Raw genomic sequence first — 21,697 nt, 5'->3', positions numbered from 1 at the left:
TCTATTTGTACAGCTCCTCCATGGGATCTTGCGCATAGCTGGGAAACCGAGCAAGAGTTTCATCCAAATAGGATTCTGCCTCGGACAGTATTTCGTAAGGCATCGTTTTGGGATTCTGGGGAAACCCGGTAATTCGCAACCGCATGCGCTCCGGAATGGGCTTGACAGCGGGGAAAAATATCGGCCACCCACTCAGTCTCGCGAGCCTCAATCGATAACTCGAGATAACTTCTGCATTGAAATGCCCTGTCGATTGGGGCTTGGAATCGGCTAGTTCGAAGCGCGCCGTAAATTCGCCAAAAGCCGGACTCAGGCAATCGAATACTGGCAAGATATCGGACTCGGCGGAAAGCACAGCCTGGCTTAGTAGTTCGATCGCGCGCTCCTGCAATTTAAGCGGCGGCTGCCCGGACGACGCACCCGTCCAAGCGTAGTAAGACCAAATGAGCGCCTCTTCTCTCATATCTGATTCGCTAAAGTGCGAGTCGATGTCCGCCGGTATGGCCTGATCGGAGAATTGCCTACAGGCGAACCGGCCACGCTCGACTAGCAATCCCTCCAAGACCTTAAGGAATTCGTCGCGCTTGTGCGAAGGGATTAAGTAATTCCTGAACCACTGCGGCTGCAGTGGCATTAAACCCTTGCCATAGCCCATGTCCGATACCGTGGACGTTCCCCCAACGTATGGAAACGTTCCATACGGAATAGCCTTAGGAGAGATGCGCGCGCTTCTCAGTTCCTTCAAGAAATCCCGATCGACGTCCGGACGCATGAATGAGCGCTCCAACCAAGCGCGCCGTGGGCTCGGTCCAGCAGGCCAGTGCCCAAACCCACAGCTATAGATGCTCTCCGGTAGCGAGCAGAAAACATGATCCTTGGGTGCTGCCACAAGAACGGAGGAGCCACGAAGACTGGCGAGTTCCGTGAATGTGACCGAAACGCTATCTGATCTCTGCAGGATACGGCCAAGCCAGCCTGGCCCATGGGTCTGGAAATCGCCCAGAGACGTGGCCTGAGACGAAATTGCATAGGTCATTGCTTCTTGCACGCCGGAAAGGAATGATGATTCCGGATATATCGCGCCCTTTCCCGCAGGAAGACTGATCCCAGGTGGCCAAAGGCGGGGCCTGTCTCGCTGACCCCCATTGTCCAATACCCTTCCGCTTCATAGAACGCATGCAATCCTTCCGAAATAGCATACCGTCCGAGATGGGTTCTTGCAACTTGAGCGATCGGCGACATATTTTCCTTTTTCTTCTTCTTTCGGAAGAGAAGGTCATACGCAGTGGACAAAACTTTGACGCTCAGGTGCAAACCGTACAGTTGCGTGTGGAGCCGGGAGTGGTCGGAGAAGCTGAGTTTTACACGTTCCTGGGCGCCCGCCCCGCACATGTATTCGGGAATCGTGTGATGCTTAGGCTGCAACCACCCACCGCCAAAGGCGGCGGCCAGGCCAATATCAGGAATTGAGCTCGCACTCCCAAACGTCGAACGGATCACCTCGGCCATCATGCCGTCCCAGAGCGTGGGCTTACCGTCAGGAGTGTCATCGTCCTCATCCGGCACCAACATCGACACAAAGCTATAAATGTCGTACGCCCTCATCGACAAGCTGACCATAGTCGACATGGCAGAGCCAACGTCGCCAAGACTCATCTTGCCCGACGGATCCATATGATGGATTGGTTCTGCATCGGCGTATGAGTACCGATTGAGAGACCTCGGATTCTGCTGCTTTCCTTCGAAGGGATCGGCCGATACAAACCGCCCAATCCGGGGGTCATACCACCGCGCCCTGAGATACACCAACTGGGCGTCTTGATCCCAGTATTCGCCGGTATACAGGTGAGTCTGCTGTGGTTCTGCAGATTGATACAGATTGCCAAACGCATCTACATCTATCTGCTCAACTGAGTTGCCGTCTGCATCAATCGCGCCCATGCTCGTTCCGAGATGGCCGTGTAAGGGGAACAGATCCTGCGTTGCCGAGCCATTAATCTTTGTCTGTCGAACGAGCTGTATTCCGCGCACATAGGCCGTGGTCTCACCGGCACGGGATTCCAGCGCGAGCTGCGCATAACTATGGCTGCTATCGATCAGGTAGCTCGTCGCGAGAGCACCGCCCTTCTTAACCCGATTGCCGGCGGCGTCGTACGCGTAGGTCACGCCCGGTGCAGCCGCTTGGGCTTGCGCCAGGGTGGCACCGTTGCGCATGTCAATCAGCCTGTTTTCCGGATCGAACCGATTCAGCGTGACCTTGCCCGGCTCGGCCTTGCTCGCCAGATTGCCATTGCCATCCCAGGTGTACACCGTGAGGCGGTTGCCGCCGGCGGCTAGGCTGGTGCTCTCCTGAGTCAGCCGGTCAGCGGCGTCGTACGTGTAAGTCGTGATCTCAGTGCCGGCGGCCGTGCTCACAGTCTTCTTCGTGCGGTTGCCCACGGCGTCGTACTCATACGCCGTGTCCACGGTTATGCTGCCCTGCACCCGAGTCTCTCTGGTCAGGCGTGCGTTGCCGTCGTACTCGAACGCCTGCGTGGTAGCCGGCACTCCGGTGAACTGGCCCGTCCCGCTGTCGTAGCTGCTGCCCGCGCGATGCGTCTCGATCTTGCTGATCGTGCCGCCGGCATTCCGCGTCAATGCCTGTCCGGCAACCAGCGTTTCCGCCATGCCGATCCGCTTGACCTCAGCGAGCGCCACGACACGATCCGCGCCGTCGTAACGGTTGTAGCTGACAAGGACCTGGGTTTGGCCGTCCTTGGCATTCAGGTCCCGCTCAACCGTCGTGATGCGTCCGGCCTGGTCATAGGTGTAGCGAGCCTGCTTGCCATCCGAAGCGGCAACTTTGGCCAAGCGGCCCGCGGCGTCGTATTCGTTCTTCGTCGTGCCGACGCCGTCGATGCTGCGCTCCACAACGGCGCCGTTGGCGTCCAGCGAGTAGCTGATCTGGCCGATCAGGCTCTTGACCTGCACCAGGCGGCCATTGGCGTCGTAGCGATAGGTTTGCGTGCCGCCCAGCGTAGTGGGGCCTTGCTCCTGCTGGCTTTCCAACTGCCCGCCGGCGGTGTAGCTGTAGCTGATCGCCGCACTGGGGACCGCGCTGTTGCCGCCCGTGCCTGCGGGCACAACCTGACCAGTAAGGCGGTTTTCGGGGCCGTACTGAAAGGTCAGGGTCTCGCCGGCAAACGTCTTCTTGGTCAGGCGATTGCCTTCGATATCGTACTGGCTCGATTCCGTCGTCCCGTCCTGGATAGTGCGCCCGGTGATGCGGCCATTGCCATCGAGGCTCCAGGTGGTGGTGCGGCCCAGCGCGTCGACCTGTTTGATCTTGGCGCCGCTTTCGTCGTAGCCGTAGGTCGTGGTCGCGGTGGCGGTCACGCTCAAGGACTGCGCAACGCTAGTCAAGCGTCCGGCCAGGTCGTAGCCATAGCTGGTCACCACGCCGCGGGGATCCGTTTCGCTCTGTTTGCGGTTGTCCGTCCGGTATGCCGTAGTTTGGGTACTGCCGTCCGGCAACGTGATCTTGGTCAAGCGGTTGAGTGCGTCGTAGATGAAACCAGTGGTTCGGCCATCCACGGTGACGCTGGTGCGGTTGCTGTTCTCGTCATAGGTCTGGCTGGTTCTGCGGCCGGTAGCATCGACGCTGGCCGTCTGGCGTCCGGCTGCGTCATATTCCATGGTGCTGCGCTTGCCGTTGCGATCCACCGTGGCGACGGTCCGTCCTGCGGCGTCGTACTCAATGCTGTCGCTGCTGCCATCCGGGTACGTGGTTTTGCCTAGCCGGTTCAGCGCGTCGTACTCCATGCGCGTGCTGCGGCCCTGGCGGTCAGTCTTAACAATCTCATTACCTTCGCCATCGTAGGCCGTGTTGTCGCTCGTGCCGTCCGGGTAAGTGGTCTTGGTCAATCTTGCGTTAGCGTCATAGGCGTAGGTCGTGACCTGTCCCTTGGCATCGGTCTGGGTCGCCACCTTGCCGGCTGCATCGTATGTGGTCGTCCTCTTGCCGCCCAGCGCGTCAGTTTCCTCGATGACCCGTTTCTCGCTGTCGTACTTCTTGGTCGTGGTGAAGGTGACGGTGGCACCATTGACGCTTTTGAACACCGTGCGGCTGGTTTCGTTGCCGTTGGTGTCGTAGGCATACGTTGTCTTCTGGCCCAGGCCGTTGGTTTCCTGGGTCTTGCGTCCTTGGCCGTCGTAACTGAAGCTAGTCAGCACACCGGCCACGTTCAGACTCACCGGATTGCCCTTGACGTCCTGGCCGATTCCGGTGATGCGTCCCAACGGTTCACCGATCTGTATGGGCGTGGCCCCCGGTTGCTGAGGATCGACGTAGCTGATGGACGTGGTATTGCCACGCGCGTCAGTCGTAGAGACCGGATTCAGCCGCTGCCAGGTCTTACCCATGGAGTAGCCCGTTCTCGTGGTGTGCCCCAGATGGTTCTTCTCACTGGTCTGCGTGCCCGTCACCGGATCGAACGTCCGCTCAGTCTTCTCCCCCAACGCATTGGTCACGCGGGTCTCGTTGCCGTTGGCATCGAACGTGAACGTCGTCGTCTGCCCCAGCGCATTCACGCTCTGAGTGATGTTGCCGTCGCCATCGAAGGTGTAGACCGTCTTGTTGCCGCGCCGGTCTGTGACGGTCTGCTTGAAGTTCGCAGCGTCGAACTCCTGCTTCGAGGCTTGCCCCAATGCATCGGCCGTGCCCGTCAAGCGCCCGTACTCATCGAACTGGTTGCTCATCACCACCTGGCCGCGCGGGTCGGTGATGCTGGCCAAGAGGTGCTTCATGTCGGCATTGCCGCTGGTCGCGCCCGTGTTGGCGCCGGCCACGGTGGCGTAGCTGAACTTGGTGACCTTGCCGTCCCGGTCCGTCACCGATTCCAGTTCGCCCTGGCTGTTGTACGCATAGGCGAGGCTCTTACCGTTCGGGTCCGTCGCCCGGGTGATGCGGCCCTGCGCATCACGCGTCAAGGTGACGCTCAGATTGGCGCTGTGGCTGTAGCCGTTGGCGCCGTAGGTCACCTTGTTGCCGTACGGGTCCGTGACGTTCAGGATGCCCACGCCTTCGCGCAGCTGGTACTTGAAGCCTTCGCCGGTAGTCAGCTCGAAGTCCTTGGGGTTCCACGGGTTGCCTTCTTCGTCGATCAGCATGCCGCCCCGGGCCTGGACCAAGGCGCCGTCGATGACCTTGAGCTGACCGGCCGCGTTCACGCCGCCGCTGGAGCCGCCGATGGGGCCGGGTACGGGGTCGAACTGCACGTCCGGTTCGGGCACAACGGCGAAGCTGCATTCCACGGCGTTCCTTGCGTCGAACCGGTACATCCCGCCATCGGGCAGGCTGATGGTGATGCGGCGCTTGCCCAGCGGGAACAGGCAGTTCTGGAAGGTGCGGGTTTCGACCACCCAGCTCAGGCCCAGCGCCATGTTCTTCCTGACGGTGATGTCCTGGCCACTTGCGCTCCAGCCCCAGCCGAAGTCGCCAAACACGTCCTTCTTGGTGCTGTCGTAGGTGCGGGTCAGCATCAGCGGCACGCCCGGCGCTTCTGCGCGCACGTCGGCAAAGCTCAATCGGAACTGGCCGAGCTTCAGGTTGCCCAGGAATTCGACGGTGACGCTGGCGCTGCTCTGCGCGCCGTTCACATCCACCACGAACAGCCCGATCTGGTACAGCCCGTTCTGGTAGCGGCTGGTGTCGATCTGGCCCAGGGTGCCGTTGCTCACTTGCGTCAAGCCGCGGCCGATCTCCTGCCACGCGAAGTCGCTCTCGCCGACGCGGCGCAGCAGCAGCTTGTAATACGCGAAGCGCGCATCGGTGGCGGTGCCGGTGATGTTGACCACTCCGCGCAGGCCGGCGTCAGCCTCGGGGCTGGCGATGGCTGCCGTGGGCGCCACCGTATCGCTCGCGTCCTTGACGGTGAGGATGGCTTCGCGGCTCACCGTGCTCTTGCCATCGTTGGCATTGACCACGATCGGGTGGGCGCCGGAGGCGGGAGCGGTAAACACCGCCACGCCTTGCGCGTCCAGCGGCAGGTTCACGCCATCAATGGTGGCGGTGCGGGTGACAGCGCCGTTGGTCGATGCGGCCGACACGATCAGGGTGACGGTCTGGCCTGGGTTGGCGATGCTCGGGTTCAGCGCCAGGCCCACGTTCAAGCCGGCACCGGCGGCGCTGACGGTGAGGGTGTAGTTCTGCTGTGCGATCGCTTTGCCATCACTCACTTGCAGCGTGAGGGCGAAGCTGCCGGCCACCGGGCGCGGCCAGCTGACCAGGCCGGTGTTGCTGATGGTCATGCCACTGGGTGCGCCGTTGAGGCTGTAGGCCAGCGCATCGCCATCGGCATCGCTGGCACTGACGGCGTAGCTGTAGGCCAGGTCGGCCTGCGCGGTGGTGACGGGTGTGCTGGCGATGACCGGCGCGCGGTTCAACGCCGACGTGCCCGGCAGGCCCGAACCCAGCTGGCTGCCCAGTGTAGAGATGAGCCAGTCGCAGGCGTTGGCGGTGGACGCGGCTTCGACCAAGCGGCTGGTGTACACGCCGTCGAGCACCTCGCCCTGGCCGGCAAACGCTTGCCAGCGCTGGGTGTCGATGTCGCCGAGCAGCGACTGGGCGGTGTTGAGCTGGGCCACGGCGGCGTCGAGCGCAGGCGCCGTTAGCACTTTGCTCGCTTGCGCATCGGCCAGGCCGAGCCAGCCGGTGAGGCCGGGGCGCTGGGCGGCGAGCTGCACCACGGGGATATTGCGCGAGGTGACGCTGTAGCCGGCGCTACCGCTTTGGGCATCCAGCACGACCAGCGGGTCCATGGGCAGGCCGCCCAGGTCTGCATAGTTTTGCGCGACCAGGGCCTGCATGCCGTTGGCCACGGCCTGGTCGACTTGCGCGCGTACGGTGGATTCGGGGTCCAGAGCAGTGCGCACTTGGTCGATGGTCGTCGCATCGGCGCGCCAGATGGTCTGGCCCTGCGCCGCCGCGGCGGCCAGGCCCGACAGGGCCGATTGGGCACCGGCGCCGCCGGCGCCGAACAGGCGATTGAGCAGCGCGTGCGATTCGGCACTGGCGCGCTCCAGGCTTTGCCGGCTGTAGCCGGGAGCGGTGGCGGCGGTGCGCGATGCGACGGCGGCGCCCAGGCGGTCAGCGTGCAAGCCGACACCGGCCGGGCGCACGTTCAGGACCAAGCCGAAGGCTTCTTCGGTTTCGAAGCGGGAAGAAGCGCGAGTGACGCCGGGCAAGCGGGTTTCGACAGCGCCGGCAGCGCGCTGGTACAGGCGCGACTTGGCATCCAGGCTGGCCTGGAAGGCGGCGGCCGTGCCCCACAGCAATTGGCTGGCCTGGTCAAAGCCGGAAGGCAGCTGCGCACCATCGAGTTGCGTGCGGAGGGCTGCGAGGCGCTGCGCGGCGGCCGCGGGCATGGCAGCGCTTTGGGCTTGCCCTTGCACCGCCCAAACATGGGTTTCACCGGCGGTGACGGTGGCTTCGGAAGCGCCAGCGTTGCCTTCCGGGTTTTGCAGGAGGGTGCGCAAGGTCAGCGGCTGGCCCAGGGTGAAGCTGCCGCCTTCGGCGACGACCTGATTGCCCAGGCGCAGTTGCGCTTTCACTTTGACGAGGTAGGCGGCGATGCGTGTGGGCAGGCCGGTGGCGGCGTCACCGCCTGCGCCGGGGCGCAGCAGGGCGGCCAGGGCTTGGGCGTCGGCTTCGGTCTCGGGAACGAAGGACAGGCTCAGCGGCTGGCCTTCGAGTTCGGGCAAGGGCTTGTCCAGGGAGAGGACGGAGTCCAGGCCCTGGGTCAGGCTCAGTTGCAGGCGCCAGCGCAACGACGGCGTGAGGGCCGGTACGGCGGTGTTGGCCGCGACCGTGGGGAAGGCCAGGGTGCCGGCGAGCAAGGGTTGCGGCTGCACCCCGATCGCGCTCTTGCCCAGGATCTGCGAGACCAGGCTGTCGTTGCCCAGGCCCGTGAGTTGCTGCTGCGCCTGCGTCTTGAACTGCGCGTACTGCGCGGCCAACGCGGCCTGGTTCACTTGCGCGGCGGAAGCGGCGGTGCAGGTGGCGCCTTGGCGCGCGGTGTCGATCGCACCGGCCACATTGAAGGGCGCGACGGTCGCCAGGTCGAGGCCGGCGGTGAACTGGTGCTGCTTGAAGGAAGCGTCCAGCGGCACCCAGAGGTTGAGCGGCGCATTGGGGCTGGGATGCTGGGGCGGGCTCAATGCCGCGCCGCCATCACGCGCGCCACGCGAGGGCGCCCAGTTCACATACGCGCTCACCCACACATGTTCCATGCGGATGGTCTTGATCTGACCGGCCTCGCTGATGCCGCGCGCGGCGATGCCGCCTTGCTGCAGCAGGCCAATGGCTGCCTCGGGTTGCGCGAGGCCGCCCAGCCAGTTCATCGCCGTGGCCGCCGGCACGTCGACCGTGCCGAACTGGTAACGAGCAGGAATGCCGGAGGCGCGCAGCAACGCGATGGTCAGGCTCGCGGTGTCGGTGGCGTTGCCGCGCAGGCTGCGCAGCGTGGCGTCGGCCGTCTGGGTCGCACCCCAGGTGGGGGCGAACTGCACATTGGCGCGCACCCAGTTGAAGATGTTGACCGGGTTCTTGCCCAGCTCCTGCGCCTTGGCGCGGATGGCGGCGGTGAGCACCACTTCGCCGGTCTCAGCCAGGTCGGCGTCCTGCGGCGCTTCGCCGGCTTCGGGCACGGTGGTAAAGCGGATGCCGCCGACGGTCGTCAGGCCCGCTTGTGCCAGCTGCACCCGCTCGTCGCGCGTGAGGATGCGGTACCAGGCGGTCTTGGTTTCCGCGGGCAGGCGCGGGTTGGTGACCGGTGCGCCCCAGGGCAGCTTGGCGGGTAGCACCGGTGCTTTGCCGCTGGCCTTGTATTGCGCAAGGAGCGCATCGAGTTCGCGAAGTTTGGCCTCCGACGGATCGGCCTTCCAGGCGTTGGAGACGCGCTCGAACTCCGCAGCGCGGCGTTCGAACTCGGCGGCGAGCTGGTCATGACGGGCCAGCGCGGTGGCGGGCAACGACTTGCCTTGCAGCCAGGCGCGCTGGGCAGCCAGCCCGCCGCGGTGCGCGGCGGCTTGCGACTTGGTCGTGTCGATCTGGTTTTGCTTGCCGGAGTTGCCCTGGGCCTGGACGGCCAGGGGCAGCGCGAACGCCAGGGCCATGGGCAGGAGAGCGGCCAGGGCGGTGCGGCGGATGATGCTGGTGGTTGTCATTGTTGTTTCCTCCTTCGGCTCACTGGCAAGCGGCTGTGCCGCATCGCTGGATGCAAAGTGCATCGGTGCTCGCCTCGAGTGCCAGTGCGACGGCCTGACGTGCGGCTGTGGTGTCCACCGAGGTGATGCCGGTCAGGGCATCGGCGGCGGCCAGCCACTGCACGATGGCCTGCTCGTAGCTGCCTTGCGCGTGCAGGCTCTGTGCATTGGCAATCGCACTCAGCGCCTTGGTCTTGTTGCTCTTGTCCGAACTGGCCGTGGGCTCCAGCGCATTGGCCGTGGGCAGCGGCTGCTGCACCAGGCTCGCCGCGTCCTTCACATCCACCACGAACGTCGTGGTCACCCGCAGCTTGGGCGGCAAGCTGCTGCCCACATTCGGCATGCTGTAGATCGACAGCGGCACGCTGTAGCTGCCCGCCTGCGTCGCGCGCACCAGCCAGTTGAGCTCCTGCGTGGCGCCCCCGGCCAGGGTGAAGTTCCAGGTGGCCAGCGTGCTGCCGTCGGTGTTGACGGTGAGTTGCGCCTGCGGTGCGGTAGAGATCGATGCCAGCGCCGCCGGCAGCGTGGCCTCGGCCTTGAAGGAGACCGTGCGGGTGCCCTGGTTGTTGGTGCTCGCGCTCAGCTGCGTGATGTCGCCCAGTGTCAGCGTCGGGCTGCCGCTGACGCCGTAGCTGGCCGAGGTGCTCACGAAGCCGGCCAGCTGGCTGTTGGCCTGCACCACGTCGGCGGTGATCATGGCCGCCAGGTCGAAGGCAAACAGCAGGCTCTTGCCGCGGCCATGGTCGTTGCTGACGATCGCGGGGACCGGCGCCTGCTGGCCGGGCACCTGCGTGAACAGGCCTTGCGCCGCTCCCGTGGTCAGCTCGAACTTCGTGGGCTGGCCCAGGGTCGGGAGGTCGCCCGCGCCGTACAGGCCCGGCTCGAGCGAGTGTTCGACCTGGTTGCTGGTGGACAGCTTGCCGATTTCCTTGACGCCAGCGGCCGGGTGCAGCAGCTGGTTGCGCGAGTCGTGCACACCGTCCATCCACAGGGCTTCGCCGCGGTAGACGGTTTGCTCGAGTTCGCCCACGGTCTGCGCGTCGAGCTTGGTGGCTCCGCCGCTCAACCAGTAGGTGTTGTACGAGCCGCAGCACATCTCGGCTGCGAAGGCGTCGCGCGTTGTTACCGTCTTGGCGGTGATGCCCAAGCCGCTGAAGTAGGTGACGATGGCCTGGCTGCGCTGGGCCACGCAGGCGGCTTCGTCCGCGGCGCCCAGGCCCGGCGGGCAGGAGACGAGCACGAGGATGCGGGCCTGGCCCTTCAAGCCGGTGGCCACGCCCAGCGGCACCGGGCGGTCGATGATGGTGAAGGTGGTGGTGGCCAATACCGAGGTGCTGGTGCCGAGGTGCTGGCTCAGGACGGCGGTGAGGGTCTGCAACTGCTCGCCGGTGGTGTAGAGCTGGTTGCCGGCGAAGTTGGCCATGCCCGCGATGGCGAGGTCCAGCGGCCAGGTGGTGAGGGTCTGGCCGGCCTGGGTTTGCACCGCCACGTTGCCTGTCATGCGGCCGGCCACGGGGGTCGGGTTGGTGACGCCGTAGGCCAGGCTGGTCTGGTCTCCGGCTTCGACTTCGCGCGGGTCGGCGGCGATGGTGCCGGTGAACAGGATGCCCAGGATTTTGAGGTTGGCCTGGGCCAGCGGGATGTCCTTGCCGGCGACGACGGCGCTGGCGACAGCGACGAGGTTCTGCCCGTGCTCGCCCAGCGCGCTCCAGTCGAAGCCGAAGCTGCGGGCCTCGCCGGCGGTCCAGTCGGCCACTGTCGTGGTGAAGGTGGCGACGACGCTTGCGAGGACGGGGTCGACGACGCGCACGGTCAGGGGCACCGAACTCAAGCTCATGGTGGAGTTGTTGGTGACTTGCAGGGTCAGGTGCGAGTTCTGGCCGACGAAGAGGATGTCGGGCACGGCCTGCAGTTGGCCTGTGATGCCGACACCTGTCTGGTCTGCGCCCAGGACGCTGAAGCTGGTGGTGCTTTGCGCGAGGACGGAGCCGTTGCCGGCCAGCAGTTGCAAGGTGGCGCCGTAGTTGCTGGGCGCCAGGGTGCCTGCGCCCAGGCTGTAGCCGTACTGGCGGAAGCCGCTGGCCGCGAGTTGGTCAATGGGCTCGGTCCTGACCATGACGCTCTGGCCTGCGCCGGTGCGCACTTCGGTGCGGGCTTGCAGGTTGTCCATCGCGGTGTTGGTCGTGTTGTTGGCAACGCGCGAGGTGAGTTGCACGCTTTGCGCTGTGCTGTAGCTCAATCGATCTGCGTTGATGCGCGCACTGGTGGCTTGCACCTGGCTCGCGCTGACCACGAAACTCGCCGTCGCACTGCCGTACAACAACCCCGCAGGTGAATACAGGTCGGCTCGCACCTGGTAGTTGCCGGAGAGGATGCCGGAGACAGGCCACAGACCAGCAATGCTCGCAGTGCCCGAGCCAGGAACGCTGATGGTCGGCCCCAACGGCAACACCTCGACCAGTTGGCCTGCGGCATCGAACACGCTGAAGCGCACCTGCCCATCACGGACGACGGTGCCCGCGTTGGTGGCCGTACCGGTGAACACAGCCTGGTCCACCTCGGTGTAGACCGGTTTGTCTGTCCTGACCGCCGGTGTCATGCTGGTGCCCACGGCGACCTTCGGCACTTCAATGGACGCAGTAACGCTTCCGGAGACGAAGCTGTTCGTGAAGATCAGCTTGGCCTCCTGCGCCACCGGCCGCACTTCGTCGATCTGCATGCCTTTGAGCATCAGGTCGAAGTTCACCTGCTGGCTCGTTTCGGTCACGCCCACGAGCTTCCAGAGATAGCTGCTCGACCCATCGGCCGCAGTCACACTGCTGGTCGGTGTGCGGTCCGGATTGCTCAGGGTCACGGTCGCGGGCAGGTCCACGCTCAGGTTGGTGTCGATGCCGCCCAATCGCTCCAGCATGGTGGGCAGCCAGATTTCGACCCACGTCGAGGAAATCAGCGGAACGCTGGAAACCCCGTTCTCCGATGCCCAGGTGCCGTCAGGCTTCTGGCGGTTCAACAGCAATTGAATGGCACTTCGAACCTCAGGCGAGTCCTTGGATGGGTTCAGTGTGTCCAGCGCAAGGCCGACCATCGCGGTGATCATCGAATCACTGACGCTATACGAACCCTGTACCCAGACCCAGCCGCCGTCCGCGCGCTGGCGACTTCGCAGCGTCGTCCCCAACGTCTGCATCAGCGCATCGAACTCGGTTGCACGGGCTGTCCCCTGGTAGTGCTGCTTCAACGAGCCCAGGCCCATCAAGCGGAAGGCGACATCCATGTTGTTGTTGTTGTCGATGCCCACGCCCGCCTTGAGCCATGTCGCCGACTTGCTGACGGTGGTTTCGATATCCGCGACCGTGGTGGCGACGTTGATGGGCGTGTTGTTCTGCACCTCATGCAGGCTGCCCTTGTAGTTGACAAGCAACCGGCCGTCGGGCAGCTGCACCGAGCCGAACACGCGCTCGTGATTCCAGCGCTCGGCCACCCAGTCCTTGTTGTAGAAGAACAGGCCAGTCTGCGTACTGAGCAGGAAACCGCCGTTGTAGGGGATGGAATTCATCAACCCGCCGAAAGGATTCGCGGGAATCGGGAAGTCCTGCAACTGCCCATTGGCGTTGAAGCGCAGCACGCTGGACAGAGACTGCGCGTAGGCAAGGATGGTGCCGTCCGGCATGATCGTCGGCCCCATCGTGCCGGCCATGCGGCCGTCCGAAACGACCACAGTTATGGCGCCTGTGGGCGTCATCATGTAGAGCGAATTCCCGCCCCACAACGTGACGAGGAAGTTGCCGTTCTTCCATGGCTGCGCTTCGAACACGTTGAGCGATGAAATCTTCGTCAGAGTGCCGTTGATTTCGCGGATGTAGACGCCCGTACTGGCGCCCACCAGCAGGCGGCCATCGCCCAGCGGCCAGGCACTGCGCGCAGCCAGGCCTGTTACCACAACGCTGGGGGTGCCCGTCGGCGGCACCGACCAGACCTGGCCGCCGAACATCGTCACGTACATCGTGCCGGATGCGTCCGCGGTCATCCGCATGTCGCCCGCGGGCAAGCCCGGTACGCTGTACGGCACCAGTTTCTTGCCGGCGATGGGCGTGCTTTGCAAAGTGGTCTTGAGGGCGGACAGGCTGCCCACGTTCAGCGCGGTAAGCGGCGAGCTCGTACGCCACCACGCGGAAGCGTGGTCCACAGGCCACGAGCCGTTGGCCGACTGGTACTTCATCAAGAACTTGCCCATCCGCACCCTGGAATAGTTGACGGCCGCAGGGTCGTGCCACTGCGAGGCGGCCCACAGGCCCAAGGTGGTGTTGGTGATCTTGAACGAGCCTGGAGAATCCCTGTAGACCACGGGACCGGCGTCCGTTGTCGGGCCGGTTTGCGTGGTCGCCGTGTCGTTCTCGTTGGCCACGCCCTGTGTAATGCCCTGCATCAGCACCGCACGTTGCAACGGATTGGCGGGCGACAAGTACTTCAGGTTGCGCTCGCCACCGACCACCGCCTGCGTTTGCACGTGGCAGGCGAAGCACTTCAGGTCATTGAAGTAGTGGTTGGCCGCGTAGTTGTCGGCATAGTTCACAGCCTTGACGATGGCCGCCTTGACCAGCGGGACCAGAGGATCGTTGATGGTGCCGTTGGCAACACTCTGGCCTGTGACCTTGATCGTGCCGCGTACTTTCTGGTCGCCTGCGGGCACAAAGGATTTGTCGACAGTGAACGCTGCCGAACCTGCGTCACCCACATAGAGCGTGGTGGTCACGAGCGCACCGGGCGTGGAAGGCGCCGTCAGCTCCAGGCGGAAGTTGCCACCGCCCAGGGGCGTCCAGTCGCTGAAGGCAAGGTTGCCCAGTTGCGCGACCGGCAGCTCGGCGCCATTGACCGTCCGCGTCAACGTCGTGACGCCGGACTTGGTGTCGATGACGGCGAGCTTGTAGTCCTGCGACGGCAGGGAAACGTTGCCGTCATTCTGGATCAGAGCGGACAGTTTGACCGGCGTGTTGGTGCCCGCACGCAGCACCGGCGGATTGGCCGTGACGGATCCGATGAAGTTTGCGCCCGAGGTGATCGCCAACGCGCGCTGCTGCGAGGCCAAGATGACGCCATCGGGCTCGTCCCGCGTTGCAGACTGCGGGACCAGCAAACGAGCCGTGAATTGGTAGCTGCCCGGCGCGAAGCTGCCGGTATTCCACTTGTAGTACACCGTTTGTTGTTGTCCGGCCTGCAAGGTGATCGTCGACAGCGGCTGTCCCGTGGCGTCGAGTGCCGCGAGCGTTGCGATGCGCTGGCCCTGCGGGTCGACGACGATGGCCGTGCCCACGGCGGCGGCTTCACCGGCCGAAGTGTTGCTTACGATCGCCGTCGCGGTCACGTCCTTGCGCAAACCCGCGGACGGGACCGCCAGTGTCAGGTCCGACAGATTGAGGTACGCCGCCGTCAAGCTGGGCAGTTTGAAGTCCTGCACCACGTCGCCTGGCAGAGTGAGCGTGAGGCTGAAGTCGCGCGTGGTGTAGCCGCTCGCGCTGACCTTCACGGACAGCTGCAGTCCAGTGAATTCGGGGATGGAGTAGGCGCCCGCCGCGTTGGCGGTGGCAGATGGCCCACCCTGGATGGCAATGATCGCGCCGGGCACCGGTTGGCCCTGCAAGTCGGTCACCGAACCGCGCATGCTGCTCGTCGTGCGCGTGGGCTTGAAGACGATGCTGCCGACATCGGCAGTCGCGCCTCCCGACAAGATGATCTGCTGCGTCTGGGTGACGTATCCCGCGAGCGTGTAGGTCACGGTATGCGCGCCGCCAGAGACGGCGATGTCAAAGGCGCCCTGCGCATCGGTCTGTGCATTGGCCTGCGTTGCACCCGTCACCTGTACCGCGACGCCAGCCAACGCGACGTTGCTGCCGAACGAAAGCAGCCGACCCTTGATGTGTGCTTCGGTGGGGGCCGTGCCGCCTGCAAGATACATCGCCGGAGAGAAGACTGCAGTCATGCCCGCGTCGAGCGTGACCTGCGCCGTAAGTGTCTGGTAGCCGTTCGATGACGCCGCCAGGTTGATGGCCCCCGGGGCGATGCCTTGAAGCAGGTATGCGCCTTGCGAATCGGTCGTGGCGGACTTGCCAGCACCGGAAGCCGACTGCGCCTTGACGACGACGCCAGCCAGCGGCTGGCCGCTCGATGCGAGCGTGACGACGCCCCGAACGGTGGCTGCGGCGGCCAGCGTCGGATCGATTGGCTGCACGCCTGTCAGCGCCAACGCGCGCAACGCGACTGCGGTGACGTACGCGTCACCCTGCCACGAACCGTCGGGCTGTTGCAGGCCGACGAGGTAAGCCTCGACTCCGCTTGCGATTGCGGCGTCGACACCCGTGTAAGGATGGGCCGCTTCGAAAACCACGGCGGTGGTTGCCACATCTCCGAGCCAGTTGCCCTGCGCATTGCGCTGCGCCAGCAACCATGCAGCCGCTTTCGACGCGATGCCGGCGGCGACGGTGCTTTTCGACGCTTCTTCTTGCAGGCCGCGCAAGACCACGGCTGTGGCGAGCAGGTCGGCACGGCCGGCTGCGGTGAAGCTGCCGTTAGCGTGCTGGCTGGCCTGCAGCCATGCAAGCAGCGTGGCCTTGTCGGTTGCAGGAAGGTTCTTCAGCTGTGCGCCCAGCGCCCAGCCACTGTCCAAAGCGTTGGCAACACCGAAATCGGCATAGGCCGCATAGCCTTGCTGGCCGATGCGGCGTGATTCGATGTCCGAGCCGAGGATGCTTTGCCCCAACTGCTGGCGCAACTGCTGCCAACAGCCGAGCGACTCGGTGACGCCACTCGATCCCTGGGGTTGGATTGCCGCAATGAGGGAGGCGACTTGGCTGCTGTTGCCGGCGAGCCGCAGAAGCGTGGTCGCGGTTTCACACTGGGCTTGTGCCGTGGCCGCCGTGCTCGAACCGGACAGCAATGCGCCACTGGTTTGCACTTGCAACTGCAGCCAGGCCAGCCCGCGCGCGACGTCTGCCGGGGCGCCAAAGACCAGTGCAGTCCCCGCCAGGGCCAGACCTACGACCAGGACACGTTGAAAACGCAACGCACAACGCAGTCCACCCGCGGCCAGCGCGGCAATTTGCTTTCGCATGATGTGTTCCTCCGCACATCACACGCATCGTTGTCGCGGGCCTCCCTGCGGTGCCAGCCACCTATGCATATGGTGCTAGTTAGCTACTTTTTTTCTTGCGATCGGATATTCGCCGAATTAAGTACTAATTGCAACCAGACATTGCAAATGTCCTTGTATCAATTTGTTTTGATACGGCCCGTGTATCGGCCGAGCGACAGACCCGCCGTATCAATGGCCGGCATCCGATTTCCCATCCAATCCGCCAACAACTGCCCGCTCCCCGCAGCCATCGTCCACCCCAACGTCCCATGGCCCGTCGACAACCACAGCCCTTCCAGATGCGTGGGCCCGATCACAGGCGTGCCGTCCGGCGTCATCGGGCGCAGGCCCGTCCAGAAGCTGGCCTTGCTCACATCACCCCCACGCGGAAAAAGGTCGCTCACCACGTGGTTGAGCGTGTCGCGCCGCGCTTCGCGCAGCTTGAGGCTGTAGCCGGCCAGTTCCGCGGTGCCGCCGGCGCGGATGCGGTCACCCAAGCGCGTCACCGCGACTTTGTGCGTCTCGTCCATGATGGTGGACTCGGGTGCGCACGCCGCGTCATCGATCGGCAAGGTAATCGAATAGCCCTTCACCGGATAGACGGGCAGATCAATGCCCAGCGGCTTCAGCAGCAGCGGTGAATAGCTTCCCAGCGCGACCACGTAGCTGTCGGCTTCGAGCAAGCCGGCATCCGTCTGCACGCCGACGATGCGATCGCCTTCGCGCCGCAACGCCTGGATGTTCACGCGCCAGCGGAACTGCACGCCTTCGGCCTGCGCCATCTGCGCCAGCTTCTGCGTGAAGATGAAGCAGTCGCCGGTTTCGTCACCTGGCAGCCGCAGCGCGCCGACGAACTTCTCCTTCACCAATGCCAACGCGGGCTCGTACTGCAGGTAGCCTTCCCGGTCCAGCAGTTGATAGGGCACGCCGTACTGGCGCAGGATCTCGATGTCCTTGCCTGTCGCATCCAGCTGCTTCTGCGTGCGGAAAAGTTGCAGCGTGCCCTGGGCGCGATCGTCGTAGCCGATGCCCGTGTCGGCGCGCAGCTTGCGCAGGCAATCGCGGCTGTACTCGGCCAGCCGCACCATACGTGCCTTGTTGACCTTGTAGCGTGCCTCTGTGCAGTTGCGCAGCATCGCGGCGCCCCAGCGCCACATCGCCCAATCCAGCATCGGCCAAATGACCAGCGGGGCGTGGTGCATCAGCATCCACTTGATAGCCTTGGCCGGCACGCCCGGCCCGGCCCAAGGTGCGGAATAGCCCGGCGACACTTCGCCCGCGTTGGCGAAGCTGGTCTCCAGCGCCGGGCCGTTCTGGCGATCGAGCACGGTGACTTCGTGCCCCGCACGCGCGAGGTAGTACGCGGCCGTGGTGCCGATGACGCCGCTGCCCAGGATGAGGATTTTCATGCGCGCAAGGCTATCATTCGGGCGTCTAGAAGGCAGGCATGACCGATATTCCGCAGGAACACGGCATCCCGATCGCCATGCTGTAGGCAAGCGCATCGCAGAGTTCGAGGTGCGGCACCCGCGCCTCACAACCCCGAAGGAGAGCACCATGGCCAAGAAAGAAACCGCAGCCAGCGTCTACCGCGTCACCGAGATCATCGGCACCAGCAAGGTTTCCTGGGAGGACGCGGCCAAGACAGCGGTGGAGACCGCCGCCAAATCGTTGCGCGACCTGCGCGTGGCAGAAGTCACCAAGCTCGACATGACGGTCGATGGCGGCAAGGTCGTCGCTTACCGGGCGCGGGTGTCCCTGTCGTTCAAGTACGACGCCTGAACCGGGCGCCGTGGCGTCACCGCTGGAATTGCTTCGCCGCGAACTGCCACATGATGCGCGACGCGTCGGGGCCCTGCGCGTCGCTGAAGGGCTGCTTGGCCGCGCCACCGCTCCAGGCATGGCCTAGCTGTGCCACTTCGACCAGGGTAGCCACTGTGTCCCTCCTGAGTCTGTAGTCGGTCACGGTCATCGGATACCGCTTGCCGCGCTGCACGTTGCGGCCCGCGGCCGGCTGCGCGCCCGCGGCGCCGGCCCAGACGCGCGCAGCCGCCTGGCCGTTGCTGGCCAACACCACGCGGTCGAGACCGCCGTGCACGACCAAGAGCGGCGGCCACAACGCGGCCATCGCAACCGGGCTGGCCATCAACGGCCGGGAGGAGCGAAGGCCGTGCATCGCGCCGACCGCCGACAGGGGCGAGTGCGCGGTGCCGGGCGGGATGCCCGAATGCATCATCACCGCCTTGAAACGCCCGGGATGCCGGGTGACCAGCAACGCCGCCATGCTGGCGCCCGCGGAAAGACCCGCCACCGCGACACGCGCGCGGTCCGCCTGGTACAGCAGGCACACCTGGTCGATGGCTCGCATGATCAGTTCGGCCTCGGCGTAGGCGCGTCCGGATCGTGTGTCGAACCAGTTCCAGCAGCCCTGGGCATTGGCCAGACGGTCCTGCTCGGGATAGAGCACCAGAAAACGCTCGCGCGCCGCGATCTTGTTCATGCGGGTGCTTTGGGCGAAGCTCTTTGCGTCCTGGCCGCATCCGTGCAGCATCACCACCAATGGCAATCGCTCGCCGAACAGGACGTCAGGGGGCCGGTAGAGCCGATAGCGGCGCATGCCGCCGGCGCCTATCGCCAGCCCGGAAATCCAATCCCCTTCGCCTGCTGGCGGCTTGCGCTTCTCCGCCACGAGTTTCAATGTCTGCTCGGCCGCGCGAGCCCCGGCCTTGAGCGTCTCGCGCGTCATCTGCGCGAAGCTGCGCTCAAAGACCTTCGTCCAGGGGGACTTGCGAATCCGTTTTGCCATCAACGCAGCCTGAGGATCAAGCGCAAAAGCGCGACTCAGAAACGATACGCAAGCCCGGCAGTGGCGTAACCGTTCGACACGCGTTCGGCCAGCGGGCTGTTCGCCGCATCGCCGCGCAACCGGCGCTGCTCGAAACTTCCAACCACCACCCACTTGGGCGCGAGATCGATTGACCACAGCAAGCCAAAGCTGGTGTTGAGCCAGCCGCTACCAGCGTCGTGCGCGGGCAGCCCATATGCGACCGACTGCGCCGGCGTGACGCCGTAAAAAGCACTCACCGATTTGGAAGACGCCCACACTGCCTGCGTGAAAACACCGGCATTGAATCTTCCGCCCTGGAACACGCCCGCGCTCAAGCGTACGTCCGCTTGCGCACCCAGATCGGCGTCGACGTTCTTGCGCCCGCGGACCAGCAGCGTCACGGGCATGGGGCCGAACTTGTGGTCCCACTCCAGGTGCAGGCCCACCGAACCGCCGCGCTTGATGTCGGGAAGGTTGTGCGCTTCCAGAAAACCGGATTCGCCGGTTTGACGCCCCGGCTCGTACGCAAGCTGCGCACCCACATGCAGTCCGGGCGCCAGCTCTGCGCGCAGCCCTCCTTCGAGCACGCCCTGCGTTGAACGCGCGAACCAAGGACGGCCCAGGTAGCGAACCACCGGCACGAACTCTGCCTTGCGCGAATCGGAGCCATCGTATGCGGGCCGCGACCGCAAACCGGGGCCGAGCAACGTATCGTTGGAAAGTTCCGCGAACGCCGTGAGCGGCAACATGGCGGCCAATGCGATGGCGGTTCGTGCAAACATCATCGAATCATTCTGCCATCTGGCCCGCATGCGCGGGTAGTCCGCGATGACACATTCCCTCAGAGCTGTCATAGTGGTCCATCAAACTAGGAAGCCTTATGAACGCAAGCGACGATGACCTGGCGAAGAAGGCCGAAAGCGAAAAACTGGCGATGCAGCGCGAACACGAGGTCGATTCGCTCGTCCGCGCCACCGGCAGGAGCCGTGTGCAGGTACTCAACGCCATGAAAGTCCGCGGCCCGTCACGCGACGCTGTTCTGCGCGCCCTGGGCAAGTGACTCGATGACAGTTCATACCCGGACACACATCGACGTTACCTGCAGCACTGTTGCCGATGCAGACGGCCCGCGCGGCCAATACACCCTGGCGATACGCGCTGAACGCGCGGCATGGCTGCCCATGAACAACCTGAAGCCCACGGACGCAGCGTATGCGGCGGCCTTTGAAGCATGGAAGGCCGCCGCCGACCGCATGTCGCAATGTGGGCATGCGTTGTATCGGTTGCCGACTTTGCGATAGCGCGGGACCCGTGCAACTGGTAGGGCGTGTTGGACTTGAACCAACGACCAAAGGATTATGAGTCCTCTGCTCTAACCAACTGAGCTAACGCCCCAACCGAACGCCGATTGTAAGAGGGCTACTGCTTGTGGCTCAGCGCATTGCTCACCAGCTTGGACGTGATGTCCACGATCTGGATCATGCGGTCGTAGGGCATGCGCGTCGGGCCGATCACGCCCAGCGTGCCCACCACCTGCCCGTCCACCTCGTACGGGGCGCTCACGATCGACAGCTCTTCGAAGGGCACGACCTGGCTCTCGCCGCCGATGTAGATGCGCACGCCCGCCGCCTGGCTGGAAACGTCCAGCAGGCGCATCAGCTGCGTCTTCTGCTCGAACAGGTCGAAGGCGCGCCTTAAGTGGCTCATGTCGCTGGAAAAATCGCTCACGGCCAGCAGGTTGCGTTCGCCGGAAATCACCACCTCGTCCTGCTGGGCAATGGCATCCGAGCTGGCTTGCACGGCCGTCTGCATCAGAGTGGCGATCTCGCCCTGGAGTTTTTGCACCTCGCCCTTCAGGCGTTCGCGCACCTGTTCGATCTCCATGCCCGAGTAGTTGGCGTTGAGGAAATTGGCCGCCTCGACCAGCTGCGTCTGGGTGTAGTCGGTGTCCGTGAACACCACGCGGTTCTGCACGTCGCCGTCGGGCGACACGATGATCACCAGATAGCGCTTATCCGAGAGGCGCAGAAATTCGATGTGGTGGAAGACCGAGTTGCGGCGCGGCGCCATCACCACGCCCACGAACTGCGATAGGTTGGAGAGCAAATTGGCCGCGTTGGCGATGACCTTCTGCGGCTGGTCGGGCGCCAGGCTGGGCGGGGTCAGCTGCTCGCGCTGCGCGGTGAGCATGGTGTCCACGAACAACCGGTAACCGCGCGCCGTGGGGATGCGCCCGGCGGAGGTGTGGGGGCTGGCGATCAGCCCCAGTTCCTCCAGGTCGGACATCACGTTGCGGATGGTGGCGGGCGAAAGCTCCAGTCCGGACGCGCGCGACAGCGTGCGCGAGCCCACCGGCTGCCCCTCGGCGATGTAGCGCTCGACCAGGGCTTTCAACAACAACTTGGCGCGGTCATCGAGCATGATGGGCAATTCTAGCCATGGCTCTCACGGCCTGAGGGCAGTTGTTTCGCTGCGACGAAAGGGCGAAGTTTTGATGACGG

9 protein-coding genes and 1 tRNA gene are annotated in these 21,697 nt (G+C 64.5%); 2 read left to right on the top strand and 8 right to left on the bottom strand.

The genetic code is table 11. From position 1 onward, the window contains the following. Window position 1: 1 nt before the first annotated feature. From EEB15_RS02165 to EEB15_RS02150, 4 genes are all read right to left on the bottom strand, one after another. Entirely contained in the window at window positions 2-772 is a 771-nt protein-coding gene (locus EEB15_RS02165; protein WP_141507875.1) for a hypothetical protein, read from the bottom strand. A gap of 260 nt (window positions 773-1,032) precedes the next feature. Next, complete coding sequence (locus EEB15_RS02160; RefSeq protein ID WP_158289964.1) at window positions 1,033-9,204, bottom strand: RHS repeat-associated core domain-containing protein; 8,172 nt, start codon at window positions 9,202-9,204, stop codon at window positions 1,033-1,035. 19 nt (window positions 9,205-9,223) lie between these two features. Continuing rightward, window positions 9,224-16,348: a carboxypeptidase regulatory-like domain-containing protein gene (locus EEB15_RS02155; protein WP_141507873.1), complete on the bottom strand. Its 7,125-nt coding sequence runs from the start codon at window positions 16,346-16,348 to the stop codon at window positions 9,224-9,226. Between the two features lie 158 nt (window positions 16,349-16,506). After that, window positions 16,507-17,778: a D-amino acid dehydrogenase gene (locus EEB15_RS02150; RefSeq protein ID WP_141507872.1), complete on the bottom strand. Its 1,272-nt coding sequence runs from the start codon at window positions 17,776-17,778 to the stop codon at window positions 16,507-16,509. A gap of 148 nt (window positions 17,779-17,926) precedes the next feature. Here EEB15_RS02150 and EEB15_RS02145 point away from each other — a divergent pair, with 148 nt between their 5' ends. Next, window positions 17,927-18,151, top strand: a complete 225-nt coding sequence (locus EEB15_RS02145) for a dodecin family protein (RefSeq protein WP_141507871.1) — start codon at window positions 17,927-17,929, stop codon at window positions 18,149-18,151. A gap of 16 nt (window positions 18,152-18,167) precedes the next feature. Here the strand turns inward: EEB15_RS02145 and EEB15_RS02140 are convergent, their stop codons facing one another. Next, window positions 18,168-19,175, bottom strand: a complete 1,008-nt coding sequence (locus tag EEB15_RS02140; RefSeq protein ID WP_141507870.1) for a PHB depolymerase family esterase — start codon at window positions 19,173-19,175, stop codon at window positions 18,168-18,170. Window positions 19,176-19,210: 35 nt separating this feature from the next. Continuing rightward, entirely contained in the window at window positions 19,211-19,981 is a 771-nt protein-coding gene (locus EEB15_RS02135; RefSeq protein ID WP_158289963.1) for a MipA/OmpV family protein, read from the bottom strand. 95 nt (window positions 19,982-20,076) lie between these two features. On the opposite strand from EEB15_RS02135, the gene EEB15_RS02130 reads away from it, so the two are divergent. Next, window positions 20,077-20,256 (top strand): hypothetical protein, encoded by a 180-nt coding sequence (locus EEB15_RS02130; protein ID WP_141507868.1) that lies wholly within the window; start codon window positions 20,077-20,079, stop codon window positions 20,254-20,256. A 258-nt stretch (window positions 20,257-20,514) separates the two neighbouring features. Here the strand turns inward: EEB15_RS02130 and EEB15_RS02125 are convergent. Both EEB15_RS02125 and hrcA read right to left on the bottom strand, forming a co-directional pair. Beyond that, window positions 20,515-20,591: transfer RNA gene (locus tag EEB15_RS02125), tRNA-Ile, on the bottom strand. A gap of 24 nt (window positions 20,592-20,615) precedes the next feature. After that, complete coding sequence (gene hrcA, locus EEB15_RS02120) at window positions 20,616-21,617, bottom strand: heat-inducible transcriptional repressor HrcA (protein WP_141507867.1); 1,002 nt, start codon at window positions 21,615-21,617, stop codon at window positions 20,616-20,618. Window positions 21,618-21,697 lie beyond the last annotated feature (80 nt).

The sequence above is a fragment of the Ramlibacter sp. WS9 genome (assembly GCF_003797765.1).
In the GTDB taxonomy this organism is placed as follows: Bacteria; Pseudomonadota; Gammaproteobacteria; order Burkholderiales; family Burkholderiaceae_C; genus Ramlibacter.
Note: the sequence above shows the minus strand (reverse complement) of the source record. Positions and strands in the feature narration are given on the sequence as shown.

What these genes read in the sequence shown, in the direction of transcription:
- EEB15_RS02145 (WP_141507871.1), top strand. Translation starts at nt 17,927, where the DNA reads ATGGCCAAGAAAGAAACCGCAGCCAGCGTCTACCGCGTCACCGAGATC.
- EEB15_RS02140 (WP_141507870.1), bottom strand. Translation starts at nt 19,175, where the DNA reads ATGGCAAAACGGATTCGCAAGTCCCCCTGGACGAAGGTCTTTGAGCGC.
- EEB15_RS02130 (WP_141507868.1), top strand. Translation starts at nt 20,077, where the DNA reads ATGAACGCAAGCGACGATGACCTGGCGAAGAAGGCCGAAAGCGAAAAA.
- EEB15_RS02150 (WP_141507872.1), bottom strand. Translation starts at nt 17,778, where the DNA reads ATGAAAATCCTCATCCTGGGCAGCGGCGTCATCGGCACCACGGCCGCG.
- EEB15_RS02165 (WP_141507875.1), bottom strand. Translation starts at nt 772, where the DNA reads ATGCGTCCGGACGTCGATCGGGATTTCTTGAAGGAACTGAGAAGCGCG.
- EEB15_RS02135 (WP_158289963.1), bottom strand. Translation starts at nt 19,981, where the DNA reads ATGATGTTTGCACGAACCGCCATCGCATTGGCCGCCATGTTGCCGCTC.
- hrcA (WP_141507867.1), bottom strand. Translation starts at nt 21,617, where the DNA reads ATGCTCGATGACCGCGCCAAGTTGTTGTTGAAAGCCCTGGTCGAGCGC.
- EEB15_RS02155 (WP_141507873.1), bottom strand. Translation starts at nt 16,348, where the DNA reads ATGCGAAAGCAAATTGCCGCGCTGGCCGCGGGTGGACTGCGTTGTGCG.
- EEB15_RS02160 (WP_158289964.1), bottom strand. Translation starts at nt 9,204, where the DNA reads ATGACAACCACCAGCATCATCCGCCGCACCGCCCTGGCCGCTCTCCTG.